Below are 24,259 nucleotides of genomic sequence, written 5' to 3'. Positions count from 1 at the left end.
CCGCTGCAACCGCGCACCCAGCCACTCTCAATCAACCCACAACACACCAGGCCAGCAAGCCCGCGATACACCAACAAGCCCCCCTCCGAGCGTTACGAAGAGTCTTCCCTACAAGATTCACTCCGTAGCCGTCAACGCCGAAAAATCCGCGCTCGACGTGGCGGTCGACGCACCGGCCAAAGCCAGCGCCGGTACGCCGCAGCTATTGTCCGCTGGCGACATCCCAACTGAACTTCACTCAGGGCCAGAAGATCGAGCCCGCCAGCTGGGCAGACGTCAAATGGCACGACAGCTCTCCGGTCATCGCGGGAGATGTGATCACGGACGGAAACTCATACTGCTCGGCTGGCTTGCCCGCCGTACGCAAGGGGCACCGACGGAAGTCGCTGGTCAGGCCTTATCCGTAGAGATTGTTTCCCGCGCTGTCCGGCCTATTTTCCCGCGCCCCAGTCCAGAGGCTTTCCGCGCAGCCAACATGTACGGGAGGACTCTTCGCCGCAGGCGTGTCCCGCGAGGTGGTGCAGTCACAGCAGCCGGTTCAGTTCCGGTTGTGGAGTGCTCTGCGCGGTTCGCGTGCAGCGAACCACAGCGGCGAGACGCGCTCCTCGCGATGCTCCGCGACGGCGCCTTCCACCAACCAGCAGCCCCGACCACCCCTTGGCACCCTTTGGCCGAAAACCATCGGGGAAACCCCCCATCGAAGCCTCTACAAGGTTGCACAAAATACTGTGCACATGGAATTGTGCATGCGTGTCAGGAGAACCCAGGCTGAGAGAGATCGCCGATGTGGCGGCTCTGAAGACACTCAGCCATCCACGGCGGTATCAGATCTTCCAACAGCTCTCGCTGCTCGGCTCGGCCACGTCGGCGATGCTTGCGCGGGAACTCGACCTCAACACCGGCGCCACCAGTTATCACCTGCGTGAGCTGGCGCGGTACGGGTTCATCGAGGAGGCTCCCAAGGACCTGCAGGTGCATGGGCGGGAACGTTGGTGGCGGGTCGTGCCCGTCGATCTGCGGTTTCCCGAGCGGAGCCAGCAGAGTGCGGAGATCCGGCCCGTCATCGACGAGATGAACCGCCGCGCCTACGCGGCGGACAGCGAGTTGTTCGAGCAACTACAGCGGCAGAGCGACCATCTCGCGGAGTGGGCCGACGCCTTCCTCTACTCGCGAGGTTCAATGCAGCTGACCCTTGACGAACTGCGTTCCTTCTTCGAGGAGTACATCGCCCTGATCAACCGCTTCAAGCGGACCGGCGACGAAGTTCCGGATGGGGCGCGGACCGTGCTGACCCGTTTCTTCGCGCTTCCGGCACCCGACCCGGAGCAGATCGTGACTGAGACCACCGAGGCCGTCGTACGACCAGGGGCCACGTTCGAGCCCGCGTCAGAGAGGAACGAGAGTCCGTGAGGATAAGAGCCAGGGACAGGTTGAGTACGGGGGAGAACATGATCAGCCCGGCCGTGCTGCTCGAGAGTGTCACCAAGACATACGGCCGGGGGAGCCAGGCCGTCACCGCGCTGAACGATGTGTCCATCGAGATCCCGCGCGGGACCTTTACCGCGGTCATGGGTCCGTCAGGTTCCGGGAAGAGCACCTTCCTGCATTGCGCTGCGGGTTTGGACCGGCCTACCTCCGGCTCGGTAAGGATCGCCGACGAGGAACTCACGGACATGGACGAGACCGCGCTGACGCATGTGCGTCGGCGCCGGGTGGGCTTCGTGTTCCAGGCGTTCAATCTCGTGCCCGCGCTAACGGTCCGGGACAACATCACCCTGCCGCTGCGACTGGCCGGAGAGCGCGCCGACCGGGGCTGGCTGGACGAAATCATCCAGCGGGTCGGGCTGACCGGGCGAGTCAACCATCGGCCGTCACAGCTGTCCGGTGGTCAGCAGCAACGGGTCGCCATCGCCCGGGCCCTCATCACGCGGCCCGACGTCATCTTCGGTGACGAGCCGACCGGCGCGCTGGACACCGTCACGGCCAAGGAGATCCTCACGCTGCTGCGAGCGTGCGTCGACGACGCCGGGCAAACCGTCGTACTGGTGACTCATGATCCCGTGGCAGCCTCGTATGCGCATCGTGTGCTGTTTCTCGCCGATGGGCGCATCGTCGACTACACGGATCGTCCCACGGCCGATCAGATCGCCGAACGCATGACGCACTTAGGGGCGTGGTCCTAATGATTCGTTATGCCTTCAGCACGCTGCGGTTCCGCAAGGGGGGCTTCATCGGGGCCTTCCTCGCGCTGCTGTGCGCCGCGGCTCTCATCACCGCCTGCGGCACGCTTCTGGTGACGGGACTGACTGGGAAGATCAAGACGGAACGCTACGCGGCAGCCTCGGTCATGGTGGCCGGGGACCAGAACGTCCACTCGGTGACGGTGCAGGAGAAGCACGGGAAGAAGAAGGTCAAGAACAAGGCCAAACCCCTTGACGAGCGGGTCTGGCTGCCGGCCGGTCTCACCACAAAAGTCGCCGCCGTCCCCGGTGTCAAGGCTGCGGTGCCGGAACAGGAGTTCCCGGCCTATGTCGTCACCCATGAGGGACGGATCATCTCGGGTCCGGACGACAAGGTGTCGCTGGGGCACTCCTGGGAGTCGGCGGCATTGACGCCATTCAGGCTGACGGACGGTAACGCCCCTGCCGCAGCGGATCAGGTGGTGCTTGACCGGGAACTCGCGGCGCGGGCCCACCTCAAGGTCGGTGACCGGGTGGCCGTGCAAGCCACGGGCGCACCGACCGTCTACCGGGTCTGCGGCATCGCCGCCGCCGAGGGCGGCGATCTGCGGGAGCAGTCGTCGCTGTTCTTCTCCAAGCAGGAGGCCGAGCGGCTGAGCGGGCGCCCGCACCAGGTGGCCGCCATTGGAGTGATCCCCGACCAGGGCGCCGACCAGGGCGCCGACCAGGCGAAGCTGAAGAGCGCCATCGCCGGTGCGCTGGACGGCACCACCGCCCAGGTACACGGCACCCCCGACCGCGGAGCCGTGGAGTTCCTCGGGGCGAGCAAGGCACGGGTGCAGCTGATCAGCATGGGCGGCGCTATCGCGGCGGTCTCCCTGCTGGTGGCGATCCTGGTGGTGGTCGGTACCTTCGCGCTCTCCATCCAGCAGCGGCACCGGGAACTGGCGCTTCTGCGTGCCGTCGCGGCGACGCCCCGGCAGATCCGCGGGCTGATCGGCCGGGAGGCCGCCATCATCGGCCTGGTCGCGGGCGGTGTCGGGGCGGTCGCCGGATTGCCGATCGCCGCGTGGCTGCGCGGCAAGTTCGTGGACTTCGGCACCATTCCCGACGCGCTGGGGTTGGCTCTCAGCCCGTATCCAGTGCTCGCCGCAGTGGTTGTCACTGTGCTGGGTGCCTGGGCGGCGGCCCAGCTGTCGGCCCGGCGGGTGGCACAGATCCGCCCGGCCGAGGCGCTGTCCGAGGCCGCGATGGAGACCCGGCCCTTCGTGGCCAAACGGCTGATCCCTGGAGTGATCTTCCTGGTTGTCGGAGTGGTACTGCTGTTCGTGTTGAGCATCCTGCACACGGAGCCGGCCTCAGAACCCGTCACCTATGTGTGCGTGATCATGCTCTCCGCGGCCGTTGCGCTGCTGGGACCGGTCATTGCTCGGGCCGGTATCGCGGCGCTCAGCACGCCGCTCGGAGTGTCCCGGATCAGCGGGTACCTCGCGGTGGCCAACAGCCGGACCAATCTGCGGCGGTTCTCAGGCGCGCTCACTCCGCTCACCCTGCTGGTGGGTATGACCTGCACCATCATCTTCGTCCAGTCGACGCTGGGACACGCAGCACTGAGCCAGGCCCGTGAAGGCAGCCGAGCGGACTACACCATTGCCTCGTCCGGGCCGGGAGTGCCAGGTCAGGCGGCTGGCAAGGTACGGGAACTGTCCGGAGTCGCCGGTGTCACCGAGGTCGTGCGCAGCACGGTCCGGGTGGGCTTGGACAAGTTCCAGATCCAGGGCGTCACACCCGAGGGCCTGGACAAGACCATGGATCCCGGGGTCGTGTCAGGCTCGCTGAAGGACCTGGGCAAGGGCAGCATGGCCGTCAGCGAGGTTGCCGAAGGCATCGTTGGCGGCGTCGGCAGCAAGGTCGAGGTGACCATGGGCGACGGCGCCCGGGTGTCACTGAAGGTGGTCGCGGTATATGACCGCGGCCTGGGCTTCGGTGACCTCACCATGGCCCATGACCTGGTGGCCGCGCACGTGGACAACCCGCTCAGTTCGGCGGTGCTCGTCAGGACCGATCGGACGAAGGAGGAAGTGGCCTCCGCGGTGAGCGGCTACCCGGGGGTACATGTCCTCGAAGGCGACCAGGTCGACTCGCTCCTGGCGGACCAGCAGCGGTCCAATGCTGCGGTCAACTTCGTGGCGATGGGGCTGATCATCGCCTTCACGGCCATCGCGGTGGTCAACACCCTGGCCATGTCCACGACGGGCCGCACCCGGGAATTCGCCCTGCTGCGACTGGTGGGCACCACCCGGCTGCAGGTGCTGCGGATGCTGCGCCTGGAGTCGCTCGCGATCGTGCTGCTCGCGGTGGTTATCGGCACGGTGATCGCAGTGGCCACGCTCACCGCCTTCGCCATCGGCATGACGGGCAGTGCGGCTCCCTATCTCTCCGCGATCACGTACGCGGGCGTCGTGGGGGTCGCCGCCTGCCTGGCCCTAGCGGCCACGATGATCTCAGCCCGCGTATCTCTGGCCGGCAAGCCGGCGGACGTGATCGGCGCCAGGGAGTAGTTCCGGTCGACTGACGTGTTCTCTCCCTGTCCGGGGCCGGGCGGGGGGAGAACAGGCTCGAACACGGCCGGGCCTTGCCCCCTGATGCTGGACACACGAGACACTGGATCCTGAGGATCTGAGAACGGACATCTCGTGGTCATGAAGAACTATCCGCCGCAGTTCAAGGCGGACGCGGTCGCGCTGTATGAGTCGCGGCCCGATGCGACGATCAGGTCGATCGCCGCGGATCTGGGGGTCAACCCGGAGACCCTGCGGAACTGGGTCCGGGCTGCAGGAGCAAGCCGTCCTCGGGGACGCCGGACGCAGGAACCGGCCCAGCCGCCGGTCCCGCTGGAGGCGGAGAACGCGGCTCTGCGGAAGAAGATCCGCGAGCTCGAGGAGGAACGCGAGATCCTGCGGAAGGCCGTCAAGTATTTCGCCGGGGAGACGCGCTGGTGAACCGCTTCCAGTGTGTCGCCGACCTTCAGCGCCGTTACGGCGTGAAGCGGCTCTGCACCATCCTCGGCGTCAGCCGCTCAAGCTTCTACTACTGGCGCCGAACAGCCGTGAACCGGGCCGCGCGGCAGGCAGCTGACGCACAGCTGGCCACCCGGATACGAGCGGTGCACCAGGAATCGGATGGCACCTACGGAGCCCCGAGAATCACCGCCGAGCTCCGCGAGGCGAGCGGTGAGGCGGTCAACCACAAGCGGGTCGCCAGGATCATGCGGGAGTCCGGGATCGAAGGGATCCGGTTGCGCCGCCGGCACCGCACCACCGTCCCTGATCCGGCCGCCGCCAAGGCTCCGGACCTGATCGGCCGTGACTTCACCGCGGACGAGCCGAACACGAAGTACGTCGGCGACATCACCTACCTGCCCATCGACGGCGGGAAGTTCTGCTACCTGGCGACCGTCATCGACCTCGCCTCACGCCGTCTGGCTGGCTGGGCGATCGCCGACCACATGCGCGCGGATCTCGTGACCGACGCCCTGGCCGCGGCGATCCGCACCCGCGGCAGCCTCGCCGGATCAATCATGCACACCGACCACGGAGCCCAATACACGAGCAGGGCATTCGCCGAAGCCTGCACGTCAGCAGGGGTCCAACGAAGCATGAGCGCGGTCGGGACCAGCGCGGACAACGCACTCGCCGAGTCCTTCAACGCGACCTTCAAACGCGAGACTCTGCAGGGACGAAAGAGCTGGCCAGGTGAGCGCGAAGCCCGCCTCGAAGCCTTCGGATGGCTCCACCGCTACAACACCCGACGCCGGCACTCCCGTCTCGGACAACGATCACCGATCGCCTACGAGAACACCCTCCACCTCACACCAACTACGCTGGCAAAAGCGGCATAACCCGTGTTCAGGATTCGGGGTCAAGGCCCGCCATCGGGTTGCCCTGACCCAAGTCCTGCCGCCTTGCGATGTAGATCATGGCCGTGGAACGGGTGGTGAGGGCCTCGTAGTCGCGGGCCAGGCGGCGGTGGTGCATGAGCCAGCCCAGGGTGCGCTCGACGACCCATCTACGGGGCAGGACCTTGAAGCCCTTGGTGCCGGGGGCGCGGCGGACGACTTCGAGGTCGATGCCGAGGCGGGCGGCGTGGTCGACGAGGTATTCGCGGTAGCCGCGGTCGGCCCATCCCTTGCGCAGGCCGGGGTGGTCGGCGGCGATGCGGTCCAGGAGGCGTTCGCCGGCGACGGAGTCCTGAATGCTGGCGGCGGTGACCAGCACGGTGAGCATCAGGCCGGTCGTGTCGATGACGATGCTCCGCTTACGGCCCACGATCTTTTTGCCCACGTCAGCGCCCTGTTCGCGGACGGGGACGTTGGTGGAGGTCTTCACGCTCTGCGCGTCGATCACGAAGCCGGTCGGCTCCGGGGTGCGGCCTTCTTCCTCGCGGACGCGGCGCCTTAGCAGGGCGTTGAGGTGCTCGAAGATGCCGTCGCGTTCCCACTTTCCGAAGTAGCCGTAGACGGTGTTCCAGTGCGGGTAGTCGTGTGGGAGGTAGCGCCAGGGGATGCCGGTGCGGGCCACGTAGAGGATGGCGTCGAGCAGGTCGCGCAGATCATGCTGGGGCGGTGTGCCGATGTTGAGTTCGTGGCGGGCCTTGTCGTCCCGCCAGCTCGCCAACAACGGCTCCACCAGGGCCCATCGGGCATCGGACAGGTCACTGGGATACCGCCGCCGTTCGCTCATACTGCAATCAGGCGGCAGCCACGTTCGGCCCGACAGGGCGCACGGGACTGAACTCGAAGCATTAGCCGCAACCGGCGCACCCTGGGATGAAACAAAAGCAGATGGGGTGCAACAGCCGCTCCACAGCCCCTCCCACCCCGCCGCCATCCCCACTCCCATCAGCCTCACCAATCACTCGCCACGAACCATGACAAACATGTATGCAGGTGGGCTAAACGCCCTCTTACGGCTCTCGGTGGCCAGTCCGGCGCGCAGCGAGTGGCCAGTCCAGCGATCGGCACCCCAACCAGCCGGGAGATCCGCTTGATCGCCCGGGTAACACTGTCCGGCCCCATGCCGCCCGCGATGTGGCCCCACCGGTCGATGCCGACGAAGGCCGGGGCGGACGGGCCGGCAGCCTCGGTCACCGCGGCCTGACGGCGCCGTTGAATGCAGGCCTGGCCGATCAGGGCCGGCTCATCGTCCGGGACGGTTTCGGGCTCGGGAAACCCACGGTGGGACAGTTCGAGCATCGCCTTCGTCTGCCGCTCCACCGCTGCCGCGATACCCGGAACCACTCGGGACGGCTGCCCGGCAACGCGGTGCGCCTCGATCGCGCGGCGCAAACCCTCAGCCGGCGTTCGACGTTCGGCACTCCGCCGGCACGACGGGTACGGCCGGAGACGGAGTTGCCGCAGCGACGTCGGCCGGACCGGACGCGGGGACTGCGCCAGGGGGCAGGATCCGCACGGCCCGTACGACCTAGCTGTTCTGTCCACGGAGGTTGGTGACGGATTCCGCGGTTGGGTGATCTTGAACGAGTGAGGGCCTTCCGGGTTCGGTGTGGATTGCGACGTCTACACACGAACGATCAGAAGGCCCTTATGCCCCACCGTAATGCACCCTTGACCGAGACCGGCCGTCTGCGTCTGGCGCGCTGCGTCGTCGAGGACGGCTGGCCGCTGCGGCGGGCCGCCGAACGCTTCCAGGTCTCACCGACGACCGCGAAGCGGTGGGCGGACCGCTATCGCCAGTGCGGCGAGGCGGGGATGTGCGACCGCTCCTCGCGCCCGCATCACAGTCCACGTCGGACCCCGACCCGCACCGAGCGGCGGATCATCAAGGTCCGCCTCCTGCGCCGCTGGGGACCTGCCCGCATCGCCTACCTGCTGCGGCTGAACCCTGCGACCGTGCACCGCGTCCTCACCCGTTACCAGCTCGCCCGCCTGGCCCACCTGGACCGCGCCACCGGCCGGGTGATCCGCCGCTACGAGCACGCCGCCCCCGGCGACCTGGTCCACGTCGACATCAAAAAACTCGGCAACATCCCCGACGGCGGCGGCCACAAGGTCCTCGGCCGGCAAGCGGGCCGCAAGAACCGCGCCAAGGCCGGCATGAGCTTCTTGCACAACGCCGTCGACGACCACTCCCGCCTCGCCTACAGCGAGATCCTCACCGACGAGAAGAAGGAAACCGCCGTCGGATTCTGGCAGCGGGCCCACGCCTACTTCACCACCGCCGGAATCACCGTCCAGCGGGTCCTGACCGACAACGGCTCCTGCTACAAGTCGCACCTCTGGCGCAACTCCCTTACAGAACAAGGCATTTCGCACAAACGAACCCGGCCCTACCGGCCCCAGACCAACGGGAAGGTGGAGCGGTTCAACCGCACCCTGCCCGACGAATGGGCCTACGCAATGCCCTACGCCAGCGAGCAGGAACGACGCGACGCCCACCCCGCCTGGCTGCACACCTACAATCACCACCGCGGACACACCGCACTCAAGGGCCAACCACCCGCCAGCCGCGTCCCCAACCTCACAGGGCAACACACCTAGCGCCCCGCGGACTTTTGTTGGCGGCCCCGATGACGCGGGTCTGCTCCAGGCAGACCTTCGGCGCCCACGCCGACGACTCCGGGCACACGGTGAACGCCGCAGTCCGCGTGGTACGCCACGGCGACGACTAGACCGGCGAGGTCGGGGGCGATGGCCACCCACCGCTCCCGCAGGATGCGCTGACGGCCGGGAGCTCCCAGGCCCGCTCCGTGACCAGCGCGCCGACTGCTCCGAAGCTCATCGGCTCGCGCCCCTCGCACCTCACCGTCGTGACGGCCCGCAGCGCAACCCGGCCAGGTCGCCCGCGCGCACGGGGAGCAGAAACCTCTGTTGGTGAAGATCCGCGCGAAACCGGGTTCATCCCCGCGCGCGGGGATGAACCCCGGGGCGGCTACAGCGTCGCCCTTCAGGCAATCTGCTCCCCGCACGTACGGGGATGGCACCTTAAGTGGTCGGCTCCGGAAGCCCTTCGGGGTTGACGCTGAAGGAGTGCGTGTGGATTCAGGACCTGCACGAAGGGCCGCAGTGATTGTTTCCAGCGCACATGTAGATCGTTTCCCAGGGCGCTGATCAGGCAGCCGGGGCTGCGGAGATGACGGTGTCGAGCATGGTTCGCGAAGCCCGCAGCTCGTTGATGGCGTGAGTGATGCGTTCGCGCTCTCGCCGCAGCTCGGTGATGGTGTCAGAGCACACGGGAGTGAGGGTCGGGCCGTCGACGCAGACGCACGGCAGGATCCTGGCGATGACCGTCGTGGACAGGCTGGCGGCCAGCAGGCTGCGGATGCGCCGCACCGTGTCGATGTCGACCTCGTTGTAGACGCGGTAGCCGCTGGGGAGCCGGGTCGGGTGAAGCAGGCCCTGTTCCTCGTAATAGCGCAACAGCCGTTCGCTGACGCCGGTTCGCCGGACCATCTCGCCGATACGCATGTGACCTGCACCTCATCGCGTTGACTCTCACATTGATGTGAGACTTTAGCGTCGGCCGTATGACGACGAACAGTGCGGTCTCGATGACCGCCATCCCTCCCGCGCCGGTGCGGCCTCGCGCGGTACTGACTCTGCTGACGGCCTGCGTGTTCGTGGTGGGCACCGCGGAGTGGGTGATGGTCGGCCTGCTGCCGGAGCTGTCGACGGATCTGCACCGTCCGCCGCCGACCGTCGGGGTGCTGGTGACGGTGTACGCCCTGGTGGTCACCGTCGCCGGACCGTTGGTGACCCTGGGGATGCTGGGCATCGCCCGCCACCACACGCTGCTGCTCTTGCTGGGCGTGTTCGTCGCGGGCAACGCCGCCGCAGCGCTGGCCACCGGGTTCGGCGTCCTGGCGGCGGCGAGGACGCTGACAGCTCTGACGCACAGCACGGTCTTCGCAACGGCATTGGTGATCGCGGTAACTACGGTTCCGGCAGGGCACCGCGGGCGTGCCATCGCCGTGGTGACGGCCGGCTGGAACCTCGCCACGGTCCTCGGCGCTCCGTTGGGGACCTGGATAGGCGACCACTACGGCTGGCGGACCACCTTTGCCGGCATCGCCGTTCTGGGCGCCGCTATCCTCGCTGCCGCCAGTGTGCTGGTCCGTCCGACAGCACCGGAGACAGCCGACCGCCCTGGCGGCGAGGCCCGGGAGATACTCAAGCCCAAAGTGGCCGCAGTGTTGGCGGTCATCGTGGTCGCGCAGGCCGGTCTGTTCACCACCTACACCTACATCGCTCCGCTGCTGCGCCAGGTCAGCGGGTTCACCGCCTCCGCCGTCACGGCGCTGCTCGCGCTCTTCGGCCTGGGCTCCGTAGCCGGCAACATCCTCGGCGGCCGCCTGGCCGACCGCGCCCCATGGGCAGCGTTGTGCGCGCTGCTCGCCGCCCTCGCCACTGTGCTGGCCGCCTTCACGCTCACCAGCCAGAGCCGCTGGGCGGCCGCCGCCACCGTACTCGTCCTCGGCGTCATCGCCGCCGCCTTGATCCCGCTGCTGCAAGACCGCGCACTGGCGTCGGCCCCCGGGGCACCCACCCTGGTCACGGCGGTCAGCGCCTCCTCGTTCAACCTCGGTGTCGCAGCCGGCTCCACGCTCGGTGGCCAGGCCGTCACCGCCGGCTCTTCGCTCGACGACCTGCCGTGGATCGGCGCGCTGGTGACGCTCGCCGCCGTCGGCCTCGCCGCCACTGCTGCCCGGCAACGCCGCGGTCAGCCCCGCACCCCGATGACCTGCTCCGTCCAGTAACCCCTTGAGACCCGAAGGCGAGACCCCGGTATGTCCTCAACTGCTCTGCCCCCTCCGTCCCTTGGCCGCATCGTGCGCGGCACCGGCCCGGGCCTGTTGCTCGCCCACGGCGCCGGTGGCGGCATCGACACCAACTTCGGCCCCATCATGGCGAGCCTCACCGCCCACCACACCGTCGTGGGACCGGACTACCCCGGCACCGGCCGTACCCCCCGCGCCGAAGTCCCCCTCGCCCTGGACGCTCTGGCCGACGCCCTGGTCACCGCCGCCGTCGAGGAGAACGTGGACACCTTCGCCATCGCCGGGTACTCGCTCGGCAGCCCGGTCGCGATCCGTGCCGCCACGCGCCACCCCGACCGCGTCTCCGGCCTCGTCCTGACCGCCGGCTTCGCCCACCCCAATCCCCGGTTCCTGCTGGCCGCCCAGCTCTGGCGCGACCTGCTCCGCTCAGGCGACCTCGAGCGTCTGGCCGCGTTCATGTCCCTGATCGGGCTGAGCGCCCCCACCTTGGACACCATCAGTCAGGACAACCTCGACACCGCCCTGAAGGCCGCTACGACCACGATCCCGCCCGGCGCGCTCGAGCACCTGGACCTGCTCATCGACCAGGTCGACGTCCGCGAAGACCTGGCTGCCATCACGGTGCCGACCCTGATCATCTCCACCACACTCGACCAACTGGTCACGCCCTATCACCACCGGCAGCTCGCCGACACGATCCCGGGCGCCACGTACGCCGAGCTCTCCACAGGGCACCTGCCCTTCGTCGAACGCCCCGAGGAATGGTCCGCGCTCCTCCTCGACTTCCTCGGCAACGCCTCCGTCCGACGACAGCCCCACGACCACCGGGGACACGTGGTGGTCGAAGAGATCGCACCGAACTCCCCATCTGCCCGGTGCCGGTGACCTCACAGGCCCCACGAGCTGAACCACCAAAGGTCGTTCTCATTGACGACAGGCCGTCTGTTCACCATGCCCATACGCGCCACCGTGACGGGGGTGCTGACCGCCGCCGAACGCCACGGCTCAAGAAGACGGCCTACGGCTACAAGGCCCCTCACCAGTCCAGACAGCGTGCCACCATCGTCCTCCTCGCAGCAGGCGGCCGGGCAAACGCCAAGATCGCCGCCGACACCCGTCTGCACGTGGACACGGTGCGCACTTGGCGCGGACGCGTCGCACAGGGCGGCATAGCGGCTCTGACCGACCGCAGACGTTCCGGGCGTCCGGCGCGGTTCACTCCCGTACAGGTCACCGAGACCAAACAAAGCCCTGGCCTGCCAACTCCCGGCCGAGAGCGGGCTGCCGCTGTCACGCTGGTCCGGCCCGGAACTGGCCGCCAAGCTGACAGCGCGCGGGAGGATCACCGACAGCAGCTCGGCCTCCACCGTGCGCCGCGGAGGTGGCCGGGCGGGGGACTGGTCGCCTTAAAGGCGCTGTACACAGAAGTTCCGGCCCGGGCGGCAACATGTCCCACCGACCGGAACTTCACGAGTAGTGAGGCCTCCTAGAAAGCGGCAACACCGCACCGGTCGGGCCTTCTCGCGTTCGCGGCCACCCCGATGAGCGCTCAAGGAGAGATGAGACTGTTCAAGGTTCGGTGCGACCGGACAGTCAAGCTACGCCGGACGGGCTCAGCGCCTCGCCCAGACGCTACCGCGCCGTGCCTCCCCCGGAGGGCCGGCCGGACTCCCCGCCCGTCACAGCCACTGCGCCGCCCCCGCCCTCGGCTTCCACCCCAACCTGCGGTACGGCTATCGCGTACAAGAAGGTGTCGGCGGCGAAAACACCGTTGCCCAGCAGGGCTGACCAGCGCGAACAGTCAAGATCCCCAGCAGACGGATCCAACCCCCGGCAGTGGTCCCGGTCCACTATCGGATCAACTTGCCCCGCCCCCCACCACTATCCCGCAAGAGCTCCCAGGAAGCGGAGGGAGCCATGGGGGGCTCCGGAGGGAGTGGTGGTGGGCCCCTTCACCATCATCGGGGAGCAGGTAGCCACCTCTTCACCCAGGCACTGGGGCCTGCCCCACTACGGCCGGGCGGCGACGGTGCGCTGCACTTGGCCCGCTGTCTGCGGACGCACGCCGAGCACCGTGGCGATCTCCGCATGGTGTAGCCCCCATGCGAGCAGCCGCAGGTGCGGCCAACTCGTGCGCGGTGAGGGACGGCCGCCACCTCATGGCAGGAGGGGGCCAGTCGATGTGCCGGTGCTCGCACTCCACTCCGCATCTGGCGGCGCGCAGCCCTTCGGTCACCTCCTCAGCGACCGCGACTGAGCTTTTCCGGACTACTGGTGCCGGGCATCATGGTCATCGACGGCAGCCCCTGCCCGAGAGGACAAGTACGGCAGGTGTTTGGGGACGTACGGACGGTCTTGACGGACCTGTGGCAGCGGCATTGGCCGGGCTCGTAACGCGGCCCGGAACCGAAAACTGGCCAAGGGGGCAGTATTCCACTCGGACCGCGGTTCGAACTATATGTCGACCGAGTACGGGAAGGTTCTGGACAACCTCGCTCTTCGGCGTTCCGCTGGTCGTACCGGGATCTGTTTTGATAACGCCATGGCCGAATCGTTCTTCGGCGCTCTGAAGAACGAGCGTGTAGCACGGGTGACTTACCTGACCCGCGAGATCGCCCGCCAGGACATCACCCGCTACATCGAATTCTGGTACAATCGCAAGCGCCTTCACTCGGCGGTGGGTTACCGCCCACCCCGCGAAGTCCATGCCGAGTATCAGAAGTTGCGAATCATCGCGTGAAATAGGCCGTCAGATGTCTGTCCGGAAAACGCGAGGCCCCTCAAATACACGAGCAGGGCATTCGCCGAAGCCTGCACGTCAGCAGGGGTCCAACGAAGCATGAGCGCGGTCGGGTCCAGCGCGGACAACGCACTCGCCGAGTCCTTCAACGCGACCTTCAAACGCGAGACTCTGCAGGGACGAAAGAGCTGGCCAGGTGAGCGCGAAGCCCGCCTCGAAGCCTTCGGATGGCTCCACCGCTACAACACCCGACGCCGGCACTCCCGTCTCGGACAACGATCACCGATCGCCTACGAGAACACCCTCCACCTCACACCAACTACGCTGGCAAAAGCGGCATAACCCGTGTTCAGGATTCGGGGTCAAGGCCCTAGGCCTGTACCGGGTCGATGGTTTTTTGGGGAGGCAGCGGTATCGATGGCACGACTTGCTCAGCTTGGCTGGAACAGTGGCCCGGCAGTTCCTGGATTTCTATTGACTGTCTGCGTCGCCCTCAACGCGGGGTGTACCTCATCGAGCCGCCCGGACAGTAAGGAAGACAAGGTCGCGTCCCCCACGGCCACGGTCGCTCCGACCGGGTCGACAACGCTCGATCCGACAGGCGGCACGAAGACCGCGGCCCTGACCGCGTACAAGTGGTACTGGACGGAACTGCCCAAGGCCTTCGCGGTGCCAGCGATCGAGGGCGTTTCCTGCGGGGGCGTCACGGAGCTCCGGTCAGAACTCAGCGCGCGTAGTGCATGTGGCGAGCGGGGCCTCGCGCGCCCCTATGCCGCGTAGGGGAGGTGTGAGGCTTCCCGTCATGTCGCAGATAGCAGTCCAACGCCTTCGCTGATCTTCTAGGCCGGCCGCCAGCCTGGGTCGGCTCCGGTCCCGTCGCTGCCCTCCTCGCCGGTGGGATTCCAGTTCGTCTCGGTGATCTCCGTCAGCAGTGCCTTGCGCTTGCGCCGCGAAAGGGAGTCCCCGTTGGTGCTGCGCATAGCCCAGGGAACTGGGCAAGGGCCCTCGTGGTCGGGGTCGGGACACAGGACATCCGTCAATTGGTCCATCAGCTTCTCGTGCTGTTCCTGTGTGGCAACCATCGCGATGGTCACCTGCCACAATTCGGCCTGCCGTGGCGTGTTGTCGCGGTCGGACATGGCAGCGCTCCTATCAGGGGTGTGGGTGAAGCCGCTGTTCCCCCGGGGAGGGACTCCCCGGGGGAACACGTAGGGTGCCGAGCCCGTCAGGAGTGGGCCCGGGCTAGCTCATCAGGGACTGCAGCCGCAGAAGCTGCCGTACGTTCCTCTCCAGACCTCACTGTGGAACAGGATGCCCCACGTATTGTGGTTGGCGCTCCGCATCCAGTTGGGCGCGTTGTGCCGGTGGATATTGCGCGGACTGTAGTTGCCGTCCCACCACTGGCGGACCCGGTTCTTCGTGCAGTCGAACGGCTTGCAGTGTCTGGCGTAGCAGCCGCGAGGCGCTTGGTGGACCGCGTCCCTCTTCGCGTCGCGTGCAGCGCTCTCCTCACTGTGACCCGAACCCGCTCCGTACACATAACCGGTGCAGTGCGAACCGCTGCCCGCGAGCTGGCACTTGGCCTTGCACTTCCACTTCCGGCCGTCCAGATCGTTCTGGTTCACCGGGTCCCCCGGGCAGCCGTAGCGGTTGTCGCCCCCGCCGAAAACGGGGTCGACGGAGAGGAAACGGCCGGTGTTCGGGTCGTACAGCCGGATGCCCATGAGCGTATGACCGGTGACGGTCTCGGCCGACCGCTGACGGACGCCCAGCCAGCCGTACCTGGGCGCCTTCTGTCCGGTGCGAGCATTGCCGTACTCGTCCGTGTCCAGAGCCGTCGGTGCCACGGATGCGTCGAGGGGAAGCTGTAGGGCTATGTCGCCATGCAGCGTGGAGAGTTGCAGAACGGTGTCCCCGGCGGCACTGGTCGTCGCGACCAGACCACCGCCGAGGGCGGAGACGTTGCGCGTGAGCGCGCCGGTGGCTTTGTCCTCGACGATCCAGCGTGGGCTGTCAGAATCGCAATCGTAGTGGTTGGTCTTGCTGCCCAACTGTGTCCAGGTTCCCGATGTCTTGTCCTCCACCGTCCAGGTCCGGAATCGCAAGGCGGCGTCGAGGTCCCATGTCTGGCGCTGGTTCGCGGTGGTCTGCTGCCGCGCCACATCGTTGGCGAAGTAACCGACGGTGACAGAGCCGGGCGTACCGGTCGTCCGGCCGAAGGCGTCGTAGGTGTAACCGGTGCCCACGATTCGGTCAGCCGAGTCGTAGGTGGTATTGGCGGTAGTCGTGCCGGAGGTGGGGCAGTCCTGCCCGGGAGCGCCCTTGGCCGTGCTCAGCGGGTTCTGGTGCACTGTCTTCGGTGTGATGGGTGCGCCACTGTCACGCCCCACCCCGAGATCCCGGCAGATGAGAAGGCTGCCGGCTACGGGAGCCTGGATCTCCATCGGCGGCTGCGGTGCACGGGGTGTGGCTTCTTCAAGGATCGGAAGGTCGACTCTGCTGTCGTGGGCAGCCCTGTCGATCCTTACTTCCAGCACCGGTGTGGTTGCAGACGAGCTGCTGTGGACACGTCCTGTGGGCCTATAACGTGCGTCATCTCGATCTGCTGGAGGCCTACGTGGGGGCCAAGCTTCGTGAGCGCGGAGAGCTTGTGCCTTGGGCCCCGACGAGTCTGGTCGAACGGCTTCCCACCTGGTTGAAAGTCGCGAAGAACCGGACCGAGGTTTTGCGGACGATCAAGCGCTTGCGTTCCACACTGCCTGCTGGTGGGTGATCGAACGGGCGGTGGCCACGGCTCAGGCACGGTCGACGGGCGTCCATTCGGTCAGTATGCAGGGGCCAGTCCCACCCGTTCGAGGACGAGTCAGCGCACGTGAAGCGGTCTGGACACCCTCCGTGACCGCTCCCCAAGATCTGTGCCAGAACCCGGCACTCGTGAACAAAGCCAGCCTGGTCCAGGACCGGCGCCGCACCCGGGAGCAGCAGCGCGTACGCAGCGCCGACCAGCAGTACCTCATCGCAAAGCCCGATGGACAGTTCCCGACTCGCCGCTCATAGGTGCTTGCTCCCGACAGGTGGTCTTGGCTGATGGATCGCGGCGCCTATCTCTGACCGCGGGCAACTCAACTGGCCGACTCCAACTGGCAGTTATGTGGCGAGCGGTGCTTCCGCAGTCAGCCGTGGCAGTTGAGGCGCTTGGCGAACGAAGCACGGTATGACTCATTCCGATGTCAGACCCGGCTGACATGCTCCTTCTCATGTCGAACGCTCGCATACTCAGCGTCGCCCAGATCGCCGACGCCCAGGAGGCCACTCCCGAACTCCGACGCCAGCTGATCGACTGCTGGATCGCGGTCACCCACTCCGGCGGGGCAGCCGGATTCCCCTTCCCACCCGTCCAAGACCTCGATGTCGCACCAATCATGGACAAGCTCCTCAGCCGTCTCCACCCGCAGCACAGCCGGCTCATCACCGCCAGAGTCGACGACGTTCTTGCCGGATGGGTCGTCCTCAACCGCGATCCCTACCGGCTCGTTGGGCACTGGGGCACCGTCCACCACTTGCAGGCCCACCCCAAATTCCGCCGACGCGGTATCGGCTCCGCCCTCATGCGTGAGCTGCGGAAGATCGCCCGCGACGAACTCGGGCTCGAACAGCTGCACCTCGCGGCCCGGGGAGAAGAGGGGCTGGAGGACTTCTACAGCCGACTCGGATGGCGTGAGGTAGGCCGCTGGCCCGGAGCCCTCCGCCTCGCACCCGACGACACCCGGGACGAGGTCCTCGTGCTCCTCGATCCCCTCTGACCGAGGGCATTCCGATCCGGCGCATCGTGTTCCAGCGCACCTACAGGCCGACCCACCCGAGCAGGCGCGGATGGCGGGTTTCCGCTTGGCAAGGGCCATCATCGCCGGAGCCGAACGCGGGGCTCGTACCGCTCCCTTTGGCTTCGGCCGGGTCGGAGGTGGACCCGTACGGGTCGGAGGACAGTGTGAGGCCCTCGGTGGGGCAGTCGTCACCGACCGGCTGCGCGGCCCACCAGGCGAACGACGAAGGCGGCGAGCTGTCGGCGTCGGGTCGATATGAAAGGCGAGGTCACCCCGGGATGGTACGGAACAGCATCCCGTCCGCTGGAGAGCCCCTCTCATGTCAGCATTCGAACGAATGATGAAGCGGCCGTGATCCTCTTCTGGTGATCAGACTTCGACGACACGAACTCGCGTCCATAAAGTTCGTTAGCAATCGGTCAAGGCTCGATGGCACAGGACAGCGGCTAGGGCCTGTGTCGGAAGTGGCCGGAGGCTGGGCGTCGCGGTTGGCCTGCAATAGCCCAGGTGGAAACCATGCGATGTCAGTGCCATTGAGTACGGTCTGCCTATGGATCATCAGAGGGCAGGAGACGCACGGCAAGCGTGGGACCGGGTGACCTCATGGCTTGAACAGAATGCCCCTGACGTTTTCGCTGATCTCGGCGGTCCGGGGAGTCAGGCAGCCATCTGCGAAGCCGAACTGCGCATGGGCCTAAGGCTGCCGCAGCAACTGCGGCAGTGGCTGCTGGCAAACGACATCGATGCCGGTCAACAACCCCACACCGGATCGAGTCTGGTTGCGCTGGGATGCCCAGGCGTCATCCCCAGCGGCGGACTCCTCTTGGGCCTAACGGACATCGAGCGTGTCTACCTCCACAAGATGGGCATGGAGGACATGGCACCGTCTGGAGACCCTGATTGCCCGTCCTGGCGTAGGGAATGGGTGCCAATCGTCTCGGAGCGCGACGGTTTTTCTGGGAAGTTCGTGAACACAAGCACCGGAACGGTGGGGTCCTGGAGCGAGGGGATGTCCCCTGAAGACAGCAAGTACGCCTCGCTGTTCGCCTTCTTCCAGGATGTAGCTGACCAGCTTTCGGGAGCTTCGTCCGGTGACTGGAGCGGGCCTGACAGGACGCGTAGACCGCGTCCGGAGGATGAACCCATACGTCTCTGGGCGCGAGCGAATGGCTACCTCGTAAATGACCACGGACGCATCCCCGCAGCCATCCGCGAGGCATACGAAGCTTCACGGTGAGCGCCGGGTTCGACGGTGCCGGTCACAGCCGGTCGTTGATCGCGGCTATGAGGATTGTCGCCTCGTAGCGGACTGAGAGCTTGTCGTACCTGGTGGCAACGGCCCGGCGCCTCTTGAGGCGGTTGATGCCGCACTCGACCGCGTGCCTGGCTTTGTAGTCCTCCCAGTCGAACTTCGGCGGACGGCCACCGCGGGAACCGCGCTCCTTCCGGTGGCGGGCCTGGTCCGTCTTGTCCGGGACGGTGCAGCGAATCCCAAGTCGTCGCAGGTAGGCGCGGTTCTTGCGCGAGGCGTACGCCTTGTCAGCCCGCACACGATCAGGACGAACGCGTGGCCGGCCCGGACCTATGCGAGGCACGCGGACCTTCTTCAGCACGGGTTCGAACTGCGGCGAGTCCCCGCGCTGCCCGGCCGTCACCACGATCGACATGGGCTTCTGGCCCTGTTCGACGGCCAGGTGGAGCTTGGTGGTGAACCCGCCGCGCGAGCGTCCCAGTCCGTGATCTCCGGGCTCGGTGAAGACACCGCCCGGTGGCTCCTTCTGCAGGTCCCCCTGCTTGCGGGCCCCGGCCGCATGCTGATGGGCGCGGCAGACGGTGGAGTCGACGCTCAGGTCCCACGTGATCGCACCCTTCGCGTCCGCCAGAGACTGGAGCCGCGTCAAGATCCGGTGCCAGGTGCCGTCCCGCTGCCACCGGCGGAACAGGTCATAGACCCGGCCCCACGGTCCGTACTCGACGGGCACGTCCCGCCACGGAACACCGGTACGGACCCGGAATCGTATGCCGTCGATCAGCCGCCGCCGGGGCCAGACGGGCGGCTACCCCGCCTTCGTCCCCTTCGGCAACAAAGGCTCCAGCACCGCCCACTGCTCGTCCGTGAGATCTCCCCGCCCCATGAGCCATGATCATCCAACGCTCAAGATCCACTTTCGACACACGCCCTAGCCGACCAGGAGACCGGGTAGTCCACCCTCCTTGGCAAGCCTCTCCAGCGCGTCGAGCGCGGCCACGGCCTGCCGGGCGGCCTCCGGGTCGCTGTCGGCGAGGCCGCTGGCCGCGAACTCGTCCTCGTCCAGGCGCAGCACCTCCGAGCCGTCCGCGGAAACCCACAGGTCGAGGTCGAGGTCCTCGACGAGGATCTCCCCCGCGTCCGAGTCCGGGTCGCGGACCACTGCGGGGCGGGTGATGTCGCAGTACCAGCCCTTGAGCACCCCGTCGCCGGTGCGGACCTCCTTGACGGCGTACCAGCGGTCCCGCCAGTAGTGCTCGGTGAACTCGTCGCCGGGCTCGAACCGGACGAACCCGAAGTCACGCACGCCGGGCGCCGCCCACGGCGCCAGGACCGAGACCTGGGCACCGTTGTCGCTCAGCAGCCTGGCCTCATAGCGAATCTTGACCCGCCCGGCCTTGGTCAGCACCACGTCCACCAGCTGCCCCATGTCACTGCCCCGGTTCTCGGTAAAGTTTGTCCCGATCAAGCAAGCAGCCTATCCGACCACCCCACCCCGGGATCAACGACGCTCCCCAACTCGCATAAGCTTAAGCGACTTCAACAACTGCGACCAACTAAGACCGTGTCCTACATGGTCAGTTTGAGGAACCGCTTGTAGCAGCAGAGGGCTGCGGCGAGTCCGAGAAATGCCAGGTAGTTGCCTGGTTTCCGCTCATAGCGGTGATTGAGCCGTCGGTAGCCGGTCAGCCAGGACATGGTGCGCTCGATGACCCACCTACGACGGCCAAGCCGCTCGCTGGAGTCGACGCCCTTACGGGCGATACGGACACCAATGCGCTTGCCCCATAGCCACCGCCGCAGGTGCGGGACGTCATACGCCTTGTCGGCATGCAGGCGTTGCGGCTTCGAATCCGTCGCGTGGAGTTCGTGTCCCATGTGGAAATGGGACAGCATCGGCTTCAGGGCGAGGCTGTCGTGGGTGTTGGCCGCGGAGAGTCCGACGCGTAGGGGCAGTCCGTTCGCATCCGACAGGACATGCATCTTGGAACCCGGCTTACCCCGGTCCACGGGGCTCGGACCTGTGTGTTCGCCCCCTTTTTAGCCCTCACGTGCGCGGAGTCGAGGACCGCACGGGACAGGTCGACCAAGTCCTGCTCGTCCAGGAGTCGGAGAACCCTCTGATGCAGCCGGCCCCAGACCCCGGCGCGGGACCAGATGGCGAAGCGGCGGTGCACGGTCGACTTCGACGCTCCGAAGCACGGCGGTAACGCCCGCCATGCACAGCCACTGACGAGAACGTAGATGATCGCCGCAAACACCGCCTCATCATCGATGTTCGCGACCCCACCGCCCTGCGGACGAACCCGCGCCGCCGGCAACAACGGCCTTGCCAACTCCCACAAGCCGTCCGGAACAATCCATCCCCACCGTCCACTCCCCATACCCAATACAACCGTTAACTGACCATGTAGGACACGGTCTAACTCCCGCCAACCCCCAGCACCTGCGGAACCCAAAGCAGCCCCGCCTCTCGCCGTCAACTCACACCACACGAGTTAGAAGCCGTATCTCAACCGATCATGGAACGTGTGGGTCGAACAGGTTTCCCGCGGGAGTGTCTAATCAACGGCCCTGTCTCACATTCGGTGGTAGCGGAGTGTGTCGCTATCCGAGGAGGATGCGGTGGCGGAGGAGTTTGAAGCCGGCTCGTCCGTGCATCTGGCGTGAGATCCGCTTGGTTTTTGTGTTGACGCCTTCGGTGGGTCCGTTGCTGTACGGAAGTGTGACCGCGGCGATCACGGCGTCGCGGTCTCGCTCGAGGCCGCGGCTGAAGGCGTGCAGGTGTGGCAGGTCGGCAGTGCGGACCTGGGCGATCCAGTGATCGAGCGCGTTGGCGTTCTCGGGCTGAGGTTTCAGAAGCGGGGCGAAGGTCCGGACGGCGGTGGTCAGGTGTCATCTCGGGGCAGGCAGCGGTCAGCTGGTCCAGGAGATCGCGATGTCCGGTCTTGAGGTTCTCGGGCCTGGTCAGGAGCATCCGGGCGAGCCTGCGTGGGGAGATGTGGCTGCGGTCGGCGTCCGCGCGGCCTTGGTTGATGTACTTGGGCAGGAGGTTGAGGCAGCCGGTGAACCCGAGGGCCTTGATCTCTTCGAAGAGGTGCTGGACGGGCACGGCAGGGTCTTTGGCCCGGCGTTTGCGCAGGTGCTCGCGATAGGGATCGACGAGACTGGCGCGATATTTCGGGACGCGGAGCATGCGCTCGGGTCGGTCGGCGCGGGCGTAACGCTTGACAGTATTCAGGGACAGTTGCAGTCTGCGGGCGCATTCGAGCAGGCTCACACGTTGCTGGAGAAGGCCGTGGACCTGGTGCCAACGGTCGAGGGTGGTCTGGGCTCGAGGTCCTTCGTATAGCGGAGTGTCCAGCACGGCGGCCCAGCAGGTGCTGTGTGCCTTGACCTCGCTTAGGGCGGTTTCGCAGAGGTTGTGCCACAAATGCCACCGGTCGGCGACCTGCACTGCGTCGGGCAGGGCACGGCGGATGGCCTCGGCGTAGGTCGCTGAGCCGTCGCGGCACACGACCTCGATACCCGGATGCTCGCGCAGCCACGCTTCCAGCCTGTCGGCCGTACGGTCGGGCAGCACGTCAATCCGCTCATGCGTTTCTGCGTCGATCACCACGGTGGTGTATCGGTGCCGCCGGCGCAGAGCGAAGTCGTCGACACCGATCACGCGAGGCACCCGCCCGGCGGGCAGCGGAATGCGCAGGAGGGTGCGCAGGGCCGTGTGACGCGACAGGCCCATCTCGAGTATCGCCAGCACACGCGACCCCGCACGGCCCGCTAACTCCTTGACCACGGCCTTGATCTGCCTGGTCAAACGGCTTGTGCGTCGCTGGTATCGCTCCAGCACCCCAGGCAACTGCTCGCGAAAAGTGTGGCGGCAGCCGCGGGTAGGACACACCAGACGCCGTACCCGGACACGGACCACGACCCGCCGGCCGTCGATCGGCAGGTCGGCCACCGTCCGCCAGTGATAGCCGTGCACACGTCCCGACAATGCCCCGCACACCGGGCAGACCGCGGTCGTTCCCGGAGTCTGTGCCCTCACGACGACGCGCTCACGCTCGTCGATCACATCCTCGATGACCAGCGGGGAGATCCCCGAAAACACCGTCGCCACCAGCTCGTTGAGACTCTCCACGCTCATATCAACGACGTACGCAACTCTGCGTCACCACCGAATGTGAGACAGGGCCGTTAAATTGACACCCCCTTTCCCGCCGGGGTGATCTTCTCGTTGTGCGCGCATGAAGACAGGGCCCCTCGGTAGCTCGGGGATGCGAATCTGACCGAGCAGTACCGGGAGGCCCTGGTGTCGTTGTTGTACGCGTCCCAACCCGTTCACTTCAACTCGGTTGCTCCATCGTGTGATTGCCTCGCGCACGTGTACGGCAACGCCGCCGACCATCCCGACCGGGAACGCCGGTATCCCTCCGACATGACAGACGCGGAATGGGCGGCCATCCGGCCTTTGCTGCCGGTGCCGGCCTGGCTCCAGGGCCGGGGCGGGCAGCCCGAGGGCTACTGCCACCGCCAACTGCTGGACGCGATCCGCTACCTGGTCGCGGGCGGGATCTCCTGGCGGGCGATGCCCGCGGACTTCCCTGGCTGGGGCCGGGTCTACGCTTTCTTCCGCCGCTGGCGCGAGCATGGGCTGATCGACGAGTTCCACGACCGGCTGCGCGGACGGGTCCGTGAGCGAGAGGGCCGTGAGGCGGAGCCGACGGCCGGGATCATCGATGCGCAGTCGGTGAAGGCCGCGGCCTCGGTGCCGTCCGTCTCACGCGGCTGGGACGGCGGGAAGAAGGTGGGCGGCCGCAAGCGGCACATCGTGACCGACTGCCTCGGCCTGCTCCTGGTCGTCGCGGTGACCGCCGCGAACGTCGGGGGCCGGGATGCCGCGCTGGGCCTGCTGCAGCGACTGCGGCGCCTGCACCGCGACATCACCCTCGTCTGGGCAGACGGCGGATACACTGGCGGCCTCGTCGACCGGTGCCAGCAGAAACTCGCGCTCACCCTTCAGATCGTCAAACGCACCGACGACATGGAGGGGTTCGTGGTGCTGCCGAGGGGGGTGGAGCGCACGTTTGAAGTTTCCCCGTGATCCTGGACACTCGTTCGTTATGCCGCGAGGGCGTGCTGATGCCGTTGCCTGGTCTCGGCCGGGGTGAGATAGCCGAACGTCCGGTGCTTGCGCAGGCGCCGGCGGTTGTAGAAGGTCTCGATGAAGTTGAAGACTTCGGCGCGGGCGGTGGCCCGGTCGGGCCAGGTCCGGGTTCCGATCTCTTCCTTGAGCAGGGCCCAGAAACTCTCTGCTGCGGCATTGTCGAAACACGAGCCGGTGCGTCCGCAGCTCTGCCGTAGCCCCAACTCCATTATTTGATCGCGGAATTGAGTCGACGTGTACTCGCTTCCGCGATCACTGTGGACCACGCATCCGGGCTCCGGGCCGCCTCGGCCGTGGGCCATG

The 24,259-nt window shown here is 66.8% G+C and carries 20 protein-coding genes and 4 pseudogenes; 14 read left to right on the top strand and 10 right to left on the bottom strand.

Annotated features, from left to right (window positions below; translation table 11 throughout):
* The first annotated feature begins 750 nt into the window (after positions 1–750).
* The 4 genes from AB0D31_RS32155 to AB0D31_RS32140 all read left to right on the top strand — a co-directional run bounded on the left by AB0D31_RS32155 (position 751) and on the right by AB0D31_RS32140 (position 6,081).
* Entirely contained in the window at positions 751–1,410 is a 660-nt protein-coding gene (locus AB0D31_RS32155; protein ID WP_362729670.1) for a helix-turn-helix domain-containing protein, read from the top strand.
* Positions 1,411–1,448: 38 nt separating this feature from the next.
* Positions 1,449–2,183 (top strand): ABC transporter ATP-binding protein, encoded by a 735-nt coding sequence (locus AB0D31_RS32150; protein WP_362729668.1) that lies wholly within the window; start codon positions 1,449–1,451, stop codon positions 2,181–2,183.
* On the top strand, positions 2,183–4,741 hold the full coding sequence (locus AB0D31_RS32145; RefSeq protein WP_362729666.1) for an FtsX-like permease family protein: 2,559 nt from the start codon (positions 2,183–2,185) through the stop codon (positions 4,739–4,741). The genes AB0D31_RS32150 and AB0D31_RS32145 overlap by 1 nt, the downstream gene beginning before the upstream one ends.
* A 135-nt stretch (positions 4,742–4,876) precedes the next feature.
* A protein-coding gene (locus AB0D31_RS32140) for an IS3 family transposase (protein ID WP_362729664.1) occupies positions 4,877–6,081 on the top strand; the annotation gives its coding sequence in 2 pieces (ribosomal slippage) (positions 4,877–5,168 and positions 5,168–6,081; 1,206 coding nt in all).
* A 7-nt stretch (positions 6,082–6,088) separates the two neighbouring features.
* On the opposite strand, the gene AB0D31_RS32135 is transcribed toward AB0D31_RS32140, so the two are convergent.
* Both AB0D31_RS32135 and AB0D31_RS32130 read right to left on the bottom strand, forming a co-directional pair.
* Positions 6,089–6,922 carry an IS5 family transposase gene (locus AB0D31_RS32135; protein WP_362729662.1) on the bottom strand — a complete coding sequence of 278 codons (834 nt, stop codon included), beginning with the start codon at positions 6,920–6,922 and terminating at the stop codon, positions 6,089–6,091.
* Positions 6,923–7,086: 164 nt separating this feature from the next.
* Complete coding sequence (locus AB0D31_RS32130; RefSeq protein WP_362729660.1) at positions 7,087–7,455, bottom strand: hypothetical protein; 369 nt, start codon at positions 7,453–7,455, stop codon at positions 7,087–7,089.
* A 330-nt stretch (positions 7,456–7,785) separates the two neighbouring features.
* Between AB0D31_RS32130 and AB0D31_RS32125 the strand changes: the two genes are divergently transcribed.
* On the top strand, positions 7,786–8,739 hold the full coding sequence (locus tag AB0D31_RS32125; protein WP_362729658.1) for an IS481 family transposase: 954 nt from the start codon (positions 7,786–7,788) through the stop codon (positions 8,737–8,739).
* 570 nt (positions 8,740–9,309) lie between these two features.
* On the opposite strand, the gene AB0D31_RS32120 is transcribed toward AB0D31_RS32125, so the two are convergent.
* Entirely contained in the window at positions 9,310–9,666 is a 357-nt protein-coding gene (locus AB0D31_RS32120; protein ID WP_362729656.1) for a MerR family transcriptional regulator, read from the bottom strand.
* A gap of 59 nt (positions 9,667–9,725) precedes the next feature.
* Here AB0D31_RS32120 and AB0D31_RS32115 point away from each other — a divergent pair, with 59 nt between their 5' ends.
* The 5 genes and pseudogenes from AB0D31_RS32115 to AB0D31_RS32095 form a co-directional block, all read left to right on the top strand.
* Positions 9,726–10,955 carry an MFS transporter gene (locus AB0D31_RS32115; protein ID WP_362729654.1) on the top strand — a complete coding sequence of 410 codons (1,230 nt, stop codon included), beginning with the start codon at positions 9,726–9,728 and terminating at the stop codon, positions 10,953–10,955.
* Between the two features lie 30 nt (positions 10,956–10,985).
* A complete protein-coding gene (locus AB0D31_RS32110) occupies positions 10,986–11,861 on the top strand; it encodes an alpha/beta hydrolase (protein WP_362729652.1) in 876 nt (291 codons plus the stop codon).
* On the top strand, positions 11,852–12,466 hold the full coding sequence (locus tag AB0D31_RS32105) for a helix-turn-helix domain-containing protein (protein WP_362729650.1): 615 nt from the start codon (positions 11,852–11,854) through the stop codon (positions 12,464–12,466). Before AB0D31_RS32110 ends, AB0D31_RS32105 begins: the two co-directional genes overlap by 10 nt.
* 968 nt (positions 12,467–13,434) lie before the next feature.
* A complete protein-coding gene (locus AB0D31_RS32100) occupies positions 13,435–13,716 on the top strand; it encodes an integrase core domain-containing protein (protein ID WP_362729648.1) in 282 nt (93 codons plus the stop codon).
* Positions 13,717–13,761: 45 nt separating this feature from the next.
* Positions 13,762–14,058: pseudogene (locus AB0D31_RS32095) on the top strand (integrase core domain-containing protein); the annotation flags it as partial.
* 497 nt (positions 14,059–14,555) lie between these two features.
* On the opposite strand, the gene AB0D31_RS32090 reads toward AB0D31_RS32095, so the two are convergent.
* On the bottom strand, positions 14,556–14,855 hold the full coding sequence (locus AB0D31_RS32090) for a hypothetical protein (RefSeq protein WP_362729647.1): 300 nt from the start codon (positions 14,853–14,855) through the stop codon (positions 14,556–14,558).
* Between the two features lie 453 nt (positions 14,856–15,308).
* A pseudogene (locus tag AB0D31_RS32085) lies at positions 15,309–16,064 on the bottom strand (RHS repeat-associated core domain-containing protein); the annotation flags it as partial.
* Positions 16,065–16,650: 586 nt separating this feature from the next.
* Here AB0D31_RS32085 and AB0D31_RS32080 point away from each other — a divergent pair.
* From AB0D31_RS32080 to AB0D31_RS32070, 3 genes are all read left to right on the top strand, one after another.
* Positions 16,651–16,773: a hypothetical protein gene (locus tag AB0D31_RS32080; RefSeq protein WP_362729645.1), complete on the top strand. Its 123-nt coding sequence runs from the start codon at positions 16,651–16,653 to the stop codon at positions 16,771–16,773.
* 200 nt (positions 16,774–16,973) lie between these two features.
* Positions 16,974–17,519 carry a GNAT family N-acetyltransferase gene (locus AB0D31_RS32075; protein ID WP_362729643.1) on the top strand — a complete coding sequence of 182 codons (546 nt, stop codon included), beginning with the start codon at positions 16,974–16,976 and terminating at the stop codon, positions 17,517–17,519.
* A gap of 571 nt (positions 17,520–18,090) precedes the next feature.
* Positions 18,091–18,777: a histone-like nucleoid-structuring protein Lsr2 gene (locus AB0D31_RS32070; protein WP_362729641.1), complete on the top strand. Its 687-nt coding sequence runs from the start codon at positions 18,091–18,093 to the stop codon at positions 18,775–18,777.
* Positions 18,778–18,799: 22 nt separating this feature from the next.
* Here AB0D31_RS32070 and AB0D31_RS32065 read toward each other — a convergent pair.
* The 4 genes and pseudogenes from AB0D31_RS32065 to AB0D31_RS32050 form a co-directional block, all read right to left on the bottom strand.
* A pseudogene (locus AB0D31_RS32065) lies at positions 18,800–19,675 on the bottom strand (IS5 family transposase).
* Between the two features lie 45 nt (positions 19,676–19,720).
* A complete protein-coding gene (locus AB0D31_RS32060; RefSeq protein WP_362729672.1) occupies positions 19,721–20,218 on the bottom strand; it encodes a DUF402 domain-containing protein in 498 nt (165 codons plus the stop codon).
* A 140-nt stretch (positions 20,219–20,358) separates the two neighbouring features.
* Positions 20,359–21,173 (bottom strand): IS5 family transposase gene (locus AB0D31_RS32055; RefSeq protein WP_362729639.1). Its coding sequence is split into 2 segments (ribosomal slippage): positions 20,359–20,831 and positions 20,831–21,173, totalling 816 coding nucleotides; the frame shifts between segments, so codons are not numbered across the junction.
* A 223-nt stretch (positions 21,174–21,396) separates the two neighbouring features.
* Positions 21,397–22,936: pseudogene (locus AB0D31_RS32050) on the bottom strand (ISL3 family transposase).
* A gap of 291 nt (positions 22,937–23,227) precedes the next feature.
* Between AB0D31_RS32050 and AB0D31_RS32045 the strand changes: the two are divergent.
* Complete coding sequence (locus tag AB0D31_RS32045) at positions 23,228–23,893, top strand: IS5 family transposase (protein WP_362729637.1); 666 nt, start codon at positions 23,228–23,230, stop codon at positions 23,891–23,893.
* Positions 23,894–23,910: 17 nt separating this feature from the next.
* On the opposite strand, the gene AB0D31_RS32040 is transcribed toward AB0D31_RS32045, so the two are convergent.
* The coding region (locus AB0D31_RS32040; RefSeq protein ID WP_362729635.1) for an integrase core domain-containing protein at positions 23,911–24,259 on the bottom strand (349 nt) is incomplete at its 5' end.

It is taken from the genome of Streptomyces sp. NPDC048361, from assembly GCF_040651795.1.
Lineage (GTDB): Bacteria > Actinomycetota > Actinomycetes > Streptomycetales > Streptomycetaceae > Streptomyces.
The sequence above is the reverse complement of the archived record's forward strand: the minus strand, read 5'-3'. Positions and strand labels throughout refer to the sequence as shown.